We start from the raw sequence: 12,663 nt of genomic DNA, 5'->3' as shown, positions 1-12,663 counted from the left end.
ACGCCACCGAGCGGCTAGCGGGCCGCGCTGCCCGTGCCGTCGGCGACCGTTCTGACCTCGTCGGAATCGGACTTGAGACCCCGGTCGAGGAGCGAGTCGAGGATCTCGCCGACCCTGATGGCGATGTTGGACAGGAGCGACGACGTGATGCCGTGCGTGTGCTCCGTACCGCCCTGTACGTAGATTCCGCAGCGCAGTTCGGGGTCGGTCGCGACGCGGTAGTCGCGCTCGACGCGGACGCGGCCCTCGTCGTCGCAGAGGCAGCGATCGGCGACCTCGCCGAGGAGGCCGAGCGGGTCGGCGGGGCGGTAGCCGGTGGCGAAGACCACGACGTCCGCGTCCAGGGACGCTTCCTCTCCGGTGACGAGCGACTGCACGGTGGTGTGGACCCTGGCCGGCGTCTCCCTGACGTCGGTCAGCCGGGAGACGTTGATGAAGCGCAGGCGCTCGGTGCCGAGGACCTTCCCCTGGTACATCTGCCGGTACAGGTCGTCGATCAGGTCGATGTCCACCACGGAGTAGTTGGTGTTCCCGTGGTAGTCCATCAGCCTGCGCTTGACGTCCTCGGGCGCATCGAAGTACTCGCCCACCGCCGCCGGGTCGAAGATCCGGTTGGCGAAGCTGCTGTCGTCGGCGGGGCTGTACCCGTACCGGGAGAAGACGGCGCAGACCTCGGCCTCGGGGAAGCGGCGGTGCAGGTAGGCGACGTTCTCGGCGGCACTCTGCCCGGCGCCCACGACGATGAACCGCGAGGGGGCGGCTCCCTCTCCCTCCAGGCCGTCGACCTTGGTCAGCAGATCGGAGGTGTGCCAGAGGCGGTCGCTGCGCTCCACGCCGTCCGGCATCAGGGGACGCAGGCCGGTGCCGATGACGAGGTTGCGGGCCCGGTGCAGCGCGAGCCCCTCCCCCGACCGGACCGTGACGTCGAGGTGCTCCACGACTCCGTCGCGCACGACGGGCGTGACGCCGACGACCTCGTGGCCGTAGGAGACCATGTCGTCGACCTTGTCCGCGGACCATTCGAGGTAGTCGTGGAACTCGATCCGCAGGGGGAAGAAATTCTTGTGGTTGATGAAGTCGATCAGCCGCCCCCTGCTCTTCAGGTAGCACAGGAAGCTGTACTCGCTGGCCGGGTTCCGGAGGGTCACCAGGTCCTTGAGGAAGGACACCTGCATGGTCGCGTCGTCGATGAGCATGCCCCGGTGCCAGCCGAAGCGCGGCTGCTGCTCGAAGAAGTGAGCGGTGATCGCTTCCCCTCTGCCGACGCGTGAGTTGTGCTCGCTCACCGCGATCGCCATGGCCACGTTGGACGGGCCGAAGCCGATGCCAATGAGGTCGTGAATCAACGGGGGTTCGCCAGGACGAGCCTGTGCCATGTCACTCCCATCGTGCGGGGGGGCGGGCCGCCGTACCGAGCAGGCGGGTAGCCGTCGGTAGATCATCGGGAAGCACGGAAATCGGGCACCACGACGAAGCCACGACCCGGAACTTAGGCAAGGCTAAGCTGATTCAGGCGGAGCTGTCGATAGGCAAATCGGGCACCCACCCACAGGGCGATGATCGTCAACTCCCTTACGCACAGGCCTCATTGCGCGCTTAGGCAAGCCTTGCTTAACTGAATTTGCCAGCCCCCCTGATCCGAGGAGGTACCCCATGCGGGTCGTCATGTTCGGTTACCAGACCTGGGGGCATCGCACCCTGCAAGCCCTCCTGGACTCCGAGCACGACGTGGTGCTGGTCGTGACGCACCCCAAGAGCGAGCACGCCTACGAGAAGATCTGGAGCGACTCCGTCGCCGACCTCGCCGAAGCGCACGGCGTCCCGGTACTGATCCGCAACCGCCCCGATGACGACGAGCTGTTCGCACGCCTCAAGGAGGCCGATCCGGACGTCATCGTCGCCAACAACTGGCGTACGTGGATCCCCCCGCGCATCTTCGGCCTCCCGCGCCACGGCACGCTGAACGTGCACGACGCCCTGCTGCCGAAGTACGCCGGCTTCTCCCCGTTGATCTGGGCCCTCATCAACGGCGAGACAGAAGTGGGCGTCACCGCGCACCTGATGAACGACGAACTCGACGCCGGCGACATCGTGCGGCAGGAGGCGGTGCCGGTCGGACCGCGGGACACCGCCACCGACCTCTTCCACCGGACCGTCGACCTCATCGCACCCGTCACGGTCGGCGCGCTCGCCCTCATCGCGTCGGGGCAGACGGAGTTCACCCCGCAGGACCGGTCCCGGGCGAGCTTCTTCCACAAGCGGTCCGTCGAGGACAGCCGCATCGACTGGACCTGGTCCGCGGAAGAACTGGACCGCCTGGTCCGCGCGCAGTCGGAGCCGTACCCCAGCGCCTTCACCTTCCACAGGGGCAAGCGGCTCGAAGTCCTGTCCGCGTGCGTGTCGCAGGGCAGGTACGGCGGTACGCCCGGCCGCATCTTCTATCGCGAGGGCGACGGCGTGGTCATCGTCGCGGGCGCCGAGGCCCGCACGGGCCGCAACCACGGGCTGGCCATCACGCGCGTACGGACCGAGGACGGCCGGGAGCTGACCGCGTCCGAGTACTTCACCTCGATGGGCGGCTATCTGACCGGGCGGCCCTGATCGGCCGCGTTCGCCGCGGCTGCAGCGCTCGGCGACCGGATGGGACGGCCCCGTGCAGGAAAAAGCACGGCACCAGGCGAAGCAGGACGAGTGGGCCGACCGCGTGGTGGCCCGGACGGGCTTCCAGGAGGAGCTCGACCGGGCGCTGCGCGACGCGCTCCGCCGGCCGCCCAGCCAGCGCGAGGAGACGATCACCCGGATGGCGGACGCGCTCCGCGGGGCGGCCCAGGGACTGACCGTCCCCGGGTGCGCGGCCGCGGCCGGCGTCTCCGAGCGCACCCTGCGCGAGTGGCTGGTCCTCGACGCCGGCTTCGCCGGGGCGCTCCGCGCAGCGCGGGCGCTGGCCGAGGCACACGGTGCGAACCCGGGACCCACGCCCACCCCCGCCGCCCTGCAGCTGATGCTGAACGCGATCCGCAAGGGCGCGACCTTGCCGGCTGCGGCGAACCTCATCGGCCTCTCGGTCCGCGGGTTCAACCGCCTGCGCGCCGACGCCCCGTCGGTGGCGGCCCTGGTCGCGGCAGCCCGGCGCGCCCGGTCGGCGCAGGCGACCCCGGGCCGATGGCGCAGACCCCCCGGGTCGGCGGGCCTCCGCGCCGGCTACCGGATCGTGGAGCTGGACGATCCCGTCCTGTCCCCGGGCAGCCGACGGGACGACCCGGAAGGCGGGTCGGGCGAGGGCATCACCCACCGGGGCTGAGCCCGTGCGCAGGTCGTTGAGTTCCCTTCAACGATCGCTGCGATCGTTGACCAGGCCGTCGTTGATCATGGCGGACCGGCGGGTGATCCTTGGCGGGAAGCCACCCGGGGTGCCCTGCACGTCGACGATTCCAGGATGAACACATGCGCGTGATCAAGCAGTACTCCCTTGGCGGACCGGAAGTTCTGGAAGTCGTGGAAGCGCAGCGGCCCGCTCCCGAAGGCGGTCAGGTTCTCGTGCGCGTCCACGCCACGGGCATCAACCCGGCGGACGGCAAGGTGCGCTCGGGATACGTGCGGTTCTTCGGCGAGCCGCCGCTGGTCCTGGGGCACGAGTTCAGCGGAGTGGTGGACGAGGTCGGTGCGGGCGTCACCGGATTCCGGCCCGGTGACGAGGTGTTCGGCTGGACGACCCCGCCGGACGGCAGCCACGCCGACTACGTGCTCGTCCCCGAGACCTCCATCGCCGCCAAGCCCACGACCCTCGACCACGTCCACGCGGGGGCCCTCGGCATCGCCGGTCTGACCGCCTACCAGACCCTGGTCAACATCGCCCGGGTACGGCCCGGGCAGCGCGTTCTGGTGCACGCGGCGGCCGGCGGCGTGGGCCACTTCGCCGTCAAGATCGCCAAGGCGCGCGGGGCGTACGTGATCGGTACGGCCCGGGCGGCCAAGCACCCCTTCCTGCGAGAGCTCGGCGCCGACGAACTGATCGACTACACGACGGCCGACTTCACGGCCCTGCGCGACGTGGACGTCGTGATCGACACGATCAGCAACGACTACGGTCCGAGGTCGCTGCGCACGCTCGGGCGCGGCGGCATCCTCATCGACGTCGTGGGCGTCGGGGTCGACCGGACGGCGGTCCGGGAGCAGGCGGAGGCGGGCGGTGTGCGCTTCGTCGAGTACTTCCTCGCGCCCAGCCCTGCCGACCTGGCCGGCTTCGCCGACCTGATCGACCGCGCGGGCGTGCGCCCCTCCGTCGAGGAGACGCTGCCCCTGGCCGAGGCGGCCAAGGCCCACGAGTTGATCGAGAGCGGACGGGTCCGCGGAAAGATCGTGCTCGTGCCCTGACCCGTCGTACGCCGCGGGCGGGCGATCGACGGGCGGGTGGCGGGGTCCGGTGCCAGGCTGGGGTCGTACTCGATCCGTGAAAGGCCATCGCCATGATCACCACTGACTTCGCCCCCGGCTCCCCCTGCTGGCTCGACCTCGGCGCCCCTGACGTCCCTGCCGCCGCCGCCTTCTACGGCGGCGTCCTCGGATGGGAGTACGAGTCCATGGGCGAGGGGGAGGACATGGAAGGCGGCATGTTCCGCAAGGACGGCAAGATCGTCGCCGGGCTCGGCAAGCTCACCGAGGAGGGGGCGCGCTCGGCCTGGATGATCTACTACAACGTCGCCGACGCGGACGCCACGACCCGGGCCGTCGAGAGCGCCGGCGGCACGGTGCGGGTGCCTCCGCGGGACCTCGACGAATGGGGCCGGATGGCGCAGTACAGCGATCCGCTGGGGGGCCAGTTCGCCGTCTGGCAGCCGGGGACGAACACGGGCGTCGAGCTGGTGGACGAGGCGGGCTCGATGTCCTGGACGGAGCTGTACACGAGCGATGCCGCGGCGGCGAAGGAGTTCTACGGCGGTGTCCTCGGCTGGTGGTTCAGTGACATGGAACTGCCGGGCGGCGGAGGCACGTACTCCCTCGTCACCCCCGCCGGGCTGCCCGCGGAGCGCATGCACGGCGGTCTGATGGAACTCCCTCAGGAGAACCTCGCCCTGGCCGACGGCCGGGCGTACTGGCACCCGGTCTTCAACGTCACGGACTGTGACGCCGCTGTAGCCAAGGTCATCGAGAGCGGCGGCAGCGTGCAGATGGGGCCGGAGGACGCCGAGGGCGTCGGCCGGCTGGCCGTCTGCCTCGACCCGTCGAACGCCGACTTCGTGGTGCTGACGCCGTCCCCGAGCTAGGGGCTCGCGCGCCTGCCGTGGGCGGCGCCCCGACCCCTCGGGCGACGCGGGTCCGGACGACAAGACCCGCACGAGGCGCCATAGGCTGGCGCACCGTGAACGACGAGGCGAACGACAGAGCGAACGACGAAACGATCAACTGCGAGCCTGAGCACCTCGCGCGCGACAAGGCCCTCCAGCACGCCATGGCCGGAGACATCGCCCATCTGCGCGGGGTGGGGTCGCAGCTCACCACCCGTTACGCGGCCGCCGCCCGGGCCGCCCGGATCCACGGAAGCGACCTCTCCTACCTCCGGCGGCTCCTCGCCACGACCCCCGGCCGCGACAGCGTCGAGCTGCTGCTCCAGCTCCTCGGCGAACAGGGAGCCGCTGCCGGAGAAGCGGGACTCGAACTGCCGCTCATGGCGACGGTGCTCGCCCAGCACCAGCCGGCCGCGGTCCTCGCGCAGGCGGTCTTCGCCGACGTCCCCGAGGGCGACCGGCTCGGCGAGCTGCGGACCTGTCTGTTCCACGAGTTGCTGTTGCGCGGCGTGGACCCGGACGAGTTCCCGGCCCTGCGGCCCGGCTCGCGGATGCACCCCCTGTCCTGGCTCCCCGACCGCCGCCGCGCGCTGGAGACCGCACCCGACTTCACGCGCCACTCCGCGAACGGCTCGGCCGGGAGCGTGAAGACCGGCCTGCCCGAGACGGACGGCCGTCTGGATCCGCCGACCCCCCGCCCGACCGAGGCGTCGCCGCTGCGGAACTCCGTGACGGTGGACGAGCACGACCTCATCCTCACCGCCGTCGAAGGGAACTGGGGCTACGCCGAGGCCTGGGTCTTCCGGCCGGAGCAGCCCATCGCCCCCGACCGGGTGCCCGCCCTGCTCCCCACCCTGCCGATGGACTGCGTCGCCGGCCTCGGCCCCACCGGCCGCTACGAGATAGCCGCCCGCCCCGTGGGGGACATCTGGTCCCTGCTGTTCGCCACCTCGGCGGTCGGGGGCTGCTACGGCACCGGTAGGTACGGGGCATGGGGCCGGCTGCGGGCATGGCGCTCGCTGGCGGGCCTGTGCGGCGCCCCGTTCAGCGCGAGCGCGGGGGAGGTGGAACTCCGCGCCGAGCAGTGCACCTGGTTCCACTTCGAGACCGACGCCGAGTTCTTCCACAACGAGATCGGCAATGACTACGGCATCGCCGCCCTTTCCCCGGACGGCCGCCGCCTCGCGGTCCTGGCAGCCACGGACACCGACTAGACCTGGGCCTGGCCTGGGCCGCGCATGGGCCACGCATGGGCTGCCGGCTCTCAGGCGTCAGACGCCGCCTCGCCAGATGTTGTCGAAGGCCGCCTCGTCGATGGCTCGGCGTTGCCGTACCGACGCCAGTTCCACCAACGCGTCGTTGACGGCGGCCAGTACCGTCGCGACGGTGTCGTCGGCCACGTCGGGAGAGTCCCCGGTGCGTCCATCGCGGCCGCCCACGGCCTCGGCGAGGAGAACGAGGACGGGTTCGTTCGATTTCCAGCGCTCCCCGGCCCGGCGGCGGGCAGGAGTATCGGCCGGCACGAGCCGACCGGCCCGCAGGGAGATCCCGCGGCGCGGTTGCCGGACGAGTTGGCCTTCCGCCTCGAGCGCAGCCCGGTACGCCGCGGACAGGCCGCGGCCTCTGCGCCACAGCCAGTCGGCGACCGACTCGTCGGGCGCCTCCCGAACGAGCGACGCGGCCGCCGCGCCCAACAGGGGGTCATCCGGGGCCGGCCGGCGGCCCGGCACGAGGCGGTCCCCGTCCAGCCCGATGGCCTCGGCGGCGAGGAGATCGATCGCCTCGGCCCCCGCGAGCGCGAGTGAGAGGTCGCCCTGTTCGACGGGACGACCGGGCTCCATGTCCATGGTGACGATCAACAAGTCCCGCGGCGTGGTCATCAAGGGCTCCTCTCAACCGTGCAGGAAGGGTGCAGGTCGATTGTCGATCGACTTGGCCGCCCATGGGTGGGGTTCGGACCCGGCCGTTCGCGAAACGTCACATCCCCGGCCCGCGTCCCGGGCCACGACCGGCCTGCGGCACCCCCTCCCCAGGATCTCCATGGGTGCCACGGGTGCCATGGGCGCGGGCTCCTTCGGATCAGAGGGCGGAGGATGCCGTGCGGTCCGAGCCCGTCGTGCACAGGGCCCAGATCACGAAGACGCCGAGAGCGATCGACACGAGGGCCCAGACCGGGGAGTAGGGCAGCCACATGAAGTTGATGACGATGCTGATCCCGGCCAGGGCGACGCCCGTGGCGCGCGCCCACGGGGCGTTCTTGAGGATCCCCCAGCCCACGACCGCGAGGACGATGCCGAGGACCAGGAGGATCCAGCCCCAGGCCGAGGTGTCGAGCTTGTAGACGTAGTCGCCCAGCCGGGCGTAGACGTCGTTCTCCGCGATGCCGGCGATGCCCTTGAGCACGGCGATGACGCCGTCCACCAGGAGGATGACGCCGGCGAACATGGCGCCGCCCGCCGCCCAGGCACTTCCGGTGCCCGACGGCGCTTCCCCACCTCCCGCGGAGGAATGCCGGGGGGTTCCGCTCGAAGACGCAGTCTGTGCCACGTGAAGCTCCTTCGTCCGCTGGGGCGAGGACGCCCCACGCACTCCCACCCTCGGTGCGGACGCGGTGACCGAACAGCGGAGTACGGCCGAACGGGTGATTCGTCATCCCGGAACGCCGAGGGGCGCAGGGGCATGACACGGAAGGCCCACCAAAAGGGTCGCCTCCGCACCCGGGCAGGCCGGCGAACCTTCAGGGGCTGGGCATTTATGGCGAATTGTCAGCTCTTGGGATGTACTGGGCGCCAAGACGACACCATCCGGCATCTGGAGCGTTTCGTGGCATCCACCACCCTCACCGTCTGGAAGTTCCCCACGCCCGAGGGCGCGCAGCAGGCGGAATCGTCCCTGCTCGCGCTGCAGAAGGAACGGTTGATACAGGTGCACGACGCCGCCGTCGTGACCTGGCCCGAGGACCGCAAGAAGCCGAAGACCCAGCAGCTGAACAACCTCACGGGAGCCGGAGCCCTCTCCGGCACCTTCTGGGGGATGCTCTTCGGCCTCCTCTTCTTCGTCCCGCTGCTCGGCGCCGCCGTGGGCGCGGCCGCCGGCGCCGTCGGCGGATCCCTCGCCGATGTCGGCATCGACGACCAGTTCATCGACGGTGTGAAGACCGAGGTCAAGCCGGGAACCTCCGCACTGTTCCTGCTCTCCTCCGACGCCGTGATCGAGCGGGTGCGCGGCGCGTTCCCCGGCGGAAAGGCCCAGCTCATCCGTTCCAACCTGTCCGGTGAGCAGGAGCAGCGCCTCCGCGAGGTCTTCGCGGCCTGAGACCCCGCTGCGGCCCGGCTTGGCGGCCCCCTCCCCCGGGCCGGTCCGAGCCGGGCCGGGCCGCAGCGGCGTTGCGCGGCAGGGCGGTACGAGGCCGACGAGGAGGGCTTGCGCGGTGAGCGCGGACGCGACCAGCCACAGCCGTCCTGGACCTGCGGCGGGCCCGCCGCGCCGCCGCCACGGGCCGTCGTCCTGGACCTGACGGCCTGCTTCCAGCTCGGCGTTCCGGTCCTCGACACCCTCGGAGAACTCCGCGAGGAGCTCGACCGGCAGGGCGTCTCCCTGCACCCGGCCCACCTGCGCCAGATTCTTACCAGGACGTCCGTGCGGACCGTGCGGGCACCACGGAACAAGGAGGCAGCCGCATGCGCGGTAACTCGATTCGGACCGCCTGCGGGACCCTGCTCTCGCTGGTGGTCGTCGCCGGAGCGGCCGGTTGCTCCAACGGCGACGGCAGTGCTTCGGACGCGGCGTCCAAGGCGGCATCGGCCGCCGCTTCGATCGGGTCACAGGCCGCCGACGCGGTCGACTCGGCCACCGACTCCGCGAAGAAGAAGCTCGACGAGGTCAAGGACGGCGTCGACGCCAAGGACGCGGTGAAGCTCGGTGACGTCACCACCGACGCCGAGGGTTCGTCGACCGTGACCGTCACGGCCAGGAACACCGACGACTCGACGAAGTCCTTCGCCGTCAAGGTCGACTTCAAGGACCCCGCCGGCAACCTGGTGGACACGGTGGTCGTCACCGTCTCCGACGTGGCCGCCGGTGAGTCCAAGGACGCCACCGCGCGCAGCACCCACAAGCTGTCGGGTGACGTGACCGCCACCCCGGGCACCGCCCTCAGGTACTGAACCCGCTCGGGAAGCCGCCCGTCACGCGTCCGGGTCGTCGAAGCGGAGTACGGTCCCGACGTCCCGGCGCAGGGCGCGGGCGGTGGGCGGGGGCGCGTAGGAGAGGCGGAACAGGAGCAGTTCCGTCTCGTCCGGGCGCTGCGGGACGAGGGCGGCGAGCCGTTTGCGCAGGGCGTGCAGGGTGGCCGTTTCCGTCGCGTCCAGCCCGTTGTCGATGCCGCCGTTGCCGTTGCCGCCGCCCTCGACTCGGGCCAGGAGGTACAGCAGTACGGTGACGGGCTGGAACCCGAGGCCCAGGGACGTCGCGGTGAGCCAGAGCCGTTGCAGGGCCCGGCCTCCCTCGAAGTAGGCGGCGGAGCCGGTTCCGGGGATGGTCAGGCAGCCGATCGCCGAGGAGGCCGCGACGCTGTTGCGCGCACCCTCCTCGAAGGCCCGGCCGCCGCCCATCTGCCGGACGAGGGCGAGGTGGGGCCGGTGCCGGGCGAGGGACAGCCCCGCCAGGTCGGTGGCATCCGCTTCCAGGGTGGCGATGTCGATGCCGTCCCGGGTCGCCCGCACCTCCTCGGGGGTCCAGCGCAGCTCGCTCATCATCTCCGCGTGCAGGCGGCGGGACAGCATCCGCAGCCGGTCGCAGGCGCCCAGGACGCGCCCCGCCTCCTCCAGCTCCGCCCGGTCGGTGACCAGGTGCAGTCGTGCGCCGCTGTCGGACGCGCAGCGCGTCAGGGCCTGCCGGTGGGACTCGTCCAGGGGGCGGGCGGGGCCGGCCCGGCGGTTGGTGGCACGCCGGTCGATCCAGTCGGCGAGTTCGGGCCGCGGTGTGTGCGGGGCCCTGGAGAAGGTGAGCTCGCAGACGAGTCCCGGGTCGGCCGGGTCGGGGAAGGCGCGCACCTGGCAGGCCCAGCCCGCGGCCCGGGCAGCGAGGTCGATGTTCTCGACGGCCGCTCCGATCGCCAGCCGGGTGGCGCCCCCCTGGAAGTCGAGCAGCGTCGGCGGCTGCGCGTCGTCGGTGCGGCAGTACAGCACCTGTCCGCGCGCGAGGAACGTCCAGGGCTGCACGTTCCCGCCGGAGGGGGCCTGGATCCCGTACGCCACGAGGCGGCGGATGCCCTCCTCGCCCAGTACCTCGCCGGGGCCGGGCAGCAGGAGCGGGGAGTCCGTCGGCATGCCGGGCACCGCGGGCGTCTGGCCCTGGGCCTGGCCGTGGCCCTGGTGGCCGTGGCCCTGGGTCTGCACCTCGATCCGGGCCTGCGCGCCGTCGCGTACGAGCTCCGCCGGGTCGACGAAGAACCGTCCCGAGGCGGTGAACTGCCCGAGCAGGACGCGCCGGGCGGTATCGGTGACAACGGCGGCGCCCAGGGCCACCCCCGAGGCGAGCTGGGGCCAGGAGGAGAGGGTGTGCCCGATCTCCATCAGCGAGGGGGCCATGCGTTCCGAGAGGTTCTCCGGGCCGAGGATCCGCAGGACGTGGGGCACCTTCTCGCGGACCGGAAGCCCCTTGAGGTCGGCGGCGGCCACGCCGTCGATCAGGCCGTGCAGCAGGGGCCGGTCCGGTTCGAGGTCGAAGCGTTCCACGTCCAGCATGCCGCGCTCGTTGGTCTCCATCAGCACCGCGATCCCGTGCGCCCGGGCACGTTCGCGCGCGAAGACCTTGATGTAGAGGTCGTCGCACTCCTCGATGAACAGGTCGGCGCGGCCGCCGCCGGTCAGGAAGGCGTCGACGTTGTCCTCGGTGAGCCCTTCGGGCCAGACCTCGATGTCGAGGTAGGGGTCGATCTCGTACATCTGCCGTGCGGCTATGACCACTTTGGGCAGGCCGATGTCGCTGACCGAGGCACGCAGCCGGTTGAGGTTCGAGAGGGCGAGCCGGTCGAAGTCCGCGATCCGGAAGCGGCTGCCGACCCCTTCCTGGGCGAGGGTGAACGCGCTGGCGGCGCCCACGGAGAGCCCGGCCACCGCGATCGTCCTGCCGGTGAGCTCGGCCTGTTCCGCCGCTGTGATCTTGTAGTGGTTGCGGGACTGGCGCAGCTCGCGGTACTCCGGCTCGGGCAGGACGTGCGCGAGCCGCCGCGACCACGGGAACCAGACCCACGTCCCGTACTCCAGGGACGACCGCCCGTCGAGGTGTTCCGCCACCGCCGCCGCGAGCTCTTCGGGGCTCGGACGCCAGGCGGGACGGCGGGTGGTGAGCAGCTCCTCCACCTGTTCGGTGAGCGTGTCCCCCACCGCCGTCGCCTCACCGCGGGCGAGCATCCCGGCCAGCTCCGCCCGTTGGCCGGGGTCGGCCGCGTCGAACAGCCGCGGACGCCAGGGGCTCGCGTCGTCGGCGGTGGTCCGGGCAAGGGAGTTGATGTGCGCTTCCAGGCTCATCGTGCACCTTCGGCAGGTCGTGGTCGGGGGACGAGGGGGGCGGCGGGCCGGGGGGAAAAGGTCGGAGGGCCGGGGGCGTCAGCGTTCCGGCGAGTAGGACAGCGACGGCTCGAACAGCCGCAGGCCGAGCCGGTCGGCGCAGACGCGCAGCACCTGCTCGGGTACGCGCTCGCGCGTGCTCCGCAGCCCTTGGCCCAGCGCGTGCAGCGCCCCCGTCAGTGGCGCTTCCCGGTCGTGGAACTCCTCGATGCGGTCGATGGAGTAGTACGAGGTGACTCCCGGCAACGGGGCATCGGTCAGGGGGCGTTCCAGCCGGAACCGGTAGCCGCAGCGCTCGTACATCTCCGTCAGCCGGGCTGAGCAGCTGCCGAGGATCGCCGTGGCACCGAGGGCCTCGGCGGCGGCGATGGCGGCGACCACCAGCACGGTGGCGAGATGGCGCCCCTGCCAGTCCGGCGCCACCCACGCGCCGGAGACCTCCGCCACCGCCTCTCCCCGGGCGCGGGCCGCGGCGACGGCGGAGGCGACTTCCGGACTGCCGAGGTGGATGACGGAGGGCAACTCCCCTTCGACGCCGTGGTGGATCCGCACTCCGCCCACGAGCCGGCCGTCGTCGTCGAAGGCTGCCACGCAGGTGAGCGCATCGGCGCCGACGCGCGCGTCGCCCTTGCCGAACCTGACCATCGTCTCGTGGCCGAGCCGGGCGTACGCCCTCTCCTGCTCGGCGAGGAACTCCTGGTAGCGGGGATCGTCGAAGGAGATGCCGAACAGTTCGAGGTGCATGTGGGGACCTTGGGGTATGGGGAGCGGGTGCGCGAAAGCCCGGCGCCGGGGGCGCAAGTCGA

General features: G+C 71.6%; 12 protein-coding genes. 7 read left to right on the top strand and 5 right to left on the bottom strand.

The window, feature by feature from the left end; translation table 11 throughout:
* Positions 1 to 14: 14 nt before the first annotated feature.
* A complete protein-coding gene (locus OG625_RS33385) occupies positions 15 to 1,376 on the bottom strand; it encodes a lysine N(6)-hydroxylase/L-ornithine N(5)-oxygenase family protein (protein ID WP_329388422.1) in 1,362 nt (453 codons plus the stop codon).
* Positions 1,377 to 1,653: 277 nt separating this feature from the next.
* On the opposite strand from OG625_RS33385, the gene OG625_RS33380 reads away from it, so the two are divergent.
* The 5 genes from OG625_RS33380 (at position 1,654) to OG625_RS33360 (ending at position 6,499) form a co-directional block, all read left to right on the top strand.
* The gene (locus tag OG625_RS33380) at positions 1,654 to 2,601 is read left to right on the top strand and encodes a methionyl-tRNA formyltransferase (RefSeq protein ID WP_329388420.1); all 948 of its coding nucleotides are present in this window, start codon (positions 1,654 to 1,656) and stop codon (positions 2,599 to 2,601) included.
* Positions 2,602 to 2,653: 52 nt separating this feature from the next.
* Positions 2,654 to 3,301 (top strand): hypothetical protein, encoded by a 648-nt coding sequence (locus OG625_RS33375; protein WP_329388418.1) that lies wholly within the window; start codon positions 2,654 to 2,656, stop codon positions 3,299 to 3,301.
* Positions 3,302 to 3,444: 143 nt separating this feature from the next.
* Entirely contained in the window at positions 3,445 to 4,374 is a 930-nt protein-coding gene (locus OG625_RS33370) for an NADP-dependent oxidoreductase (protein ID WP_329388416.1), read from the top strand.
* Positions 4,375 to 4,466: 92 nt separating this feature from the next.
* Entirely contained in the window at positions 4,467 to 5,264 is a 798-nt protein-coding gene (locus tag OG625_RS33365; protein WP_329388414.1) for a VOC family protein, read from the top strand.
* Between the two features lie 95 nt (positions 5,265 to 5,359).
* Complete coding sequence (locus tag OG625_RS33360) at positions 5,360 to 6,499, top strand: DUF6183 family protein (protein WP_329388412.1); 1,140 nt, start codon at positions 5,360 to 5,362, stop codon at positions 6,497 to 6,499.
* A gap of 57 nt (positions 6,500 to 6,556) precedes the next feature.
* On the opposite strand, the gene OG625_RS33355 is transcribed toward OG625_RS33360, so the two are convergent.
* Entirely contained in the window at positions 6,557 to 7,165 is a 609-nt protein-coding gene (locus tag OG625_RS33355) for a GOLPH3/VPS74 family protein (RefSeq protein ID WP_329388410.1), read from the bottom strand.
* A gap of 199 nt (positions 7,166 to 7,364) precedes the next feature.
* The gene (locus OG625_RS33350; protein WP_443067822.1) at positions 7,365 to 7,832 is read right to left on the bottom strand and encodes a DUF7144 family membrane protein; all 468 of its coding nucleotides are present in this window, start codon (positions 7,830 to 7,832) and stop codon (positions 7,365 to 7,367) included.
* Between the two features lie 276 nt (positions 7,833 to 8,108).
* Between OG625_RS33350 and OG625_RS33345 the strand changes: the two genes are divergently transcribed.
* Both OG625_RS33345 and OG625_RS33340 read left to right on the top strand, forming a co-directional pair.
* Positions 8,109 to 8,600, top strand: a complete 492-nt coding sequence (locus tag OG625_RS33345) for a DUF1269 domain-containing protein (protein ID WP_329388408.1) — start codon at positions 8,109 to 8,111, stop codon at positions 8,598 to 8,600.
* A 365-nt stretch (positions 8,601 to 8,965) separates the two neighbouring features.
* On the top strand, positions 8,966 to 9,451 hold the full coding sequence (locus OG625_RS33340) for an FxLYD domain-containing protein (protein WP_329388406.1): 486 nt from the start codon (positions 8,966 to 8,968) through the stop codon (positions 9,449 to 9,451).
* Positions 9,452 to 9,472: 21 nt separating this feature from the next.
* Here the strand turns inward: OG625_RS33340 and OG625_RS33335 are convergent, their stop codons facing one another.
* Together OG625_RS33335 and OG625_RS33330 are read right to left on the bottom strand one after the other, a co-directional pair.
* Entirely contained in the window at positions 9,473 to 11,818 is a 2,346-nt protein-coding gene (locus OG625_RS33335) for an Rv1355c family protein (RefSeq protein ID WP_329388403.1), read from the bottom strand.
* Positions 11,819 to 11,896: 78 nt separating this feature from the next.
* Positions 11,897 to 12,601, bottom strand: coding sequence for a GNAT family N-acetyltransferase (locus OG625_RS33330; RefSeq protein WP_329388401.1), 705 nt, complete (start codon positions 12,599 to 12,601; stop codon positions 11,897 to 11,899).
* Positions 12,602 to 12,663 lie beyond the last annotated feature (62 nt).

It is taken from the genome of Streptomyces sp. NBC_01351 (assembly GCF_036237315.1).
Classification (GTDB): Bacteria; Actinomycetota; Actinomycetes; order Streptomycetales; family Streptomycetaceae; genus Streptomyces.
The sequence above is the reverse complement of the archived record's forward strand: the minus strand, read 5'-3'. Positions and strand labels throughout refer to the sequence as shown.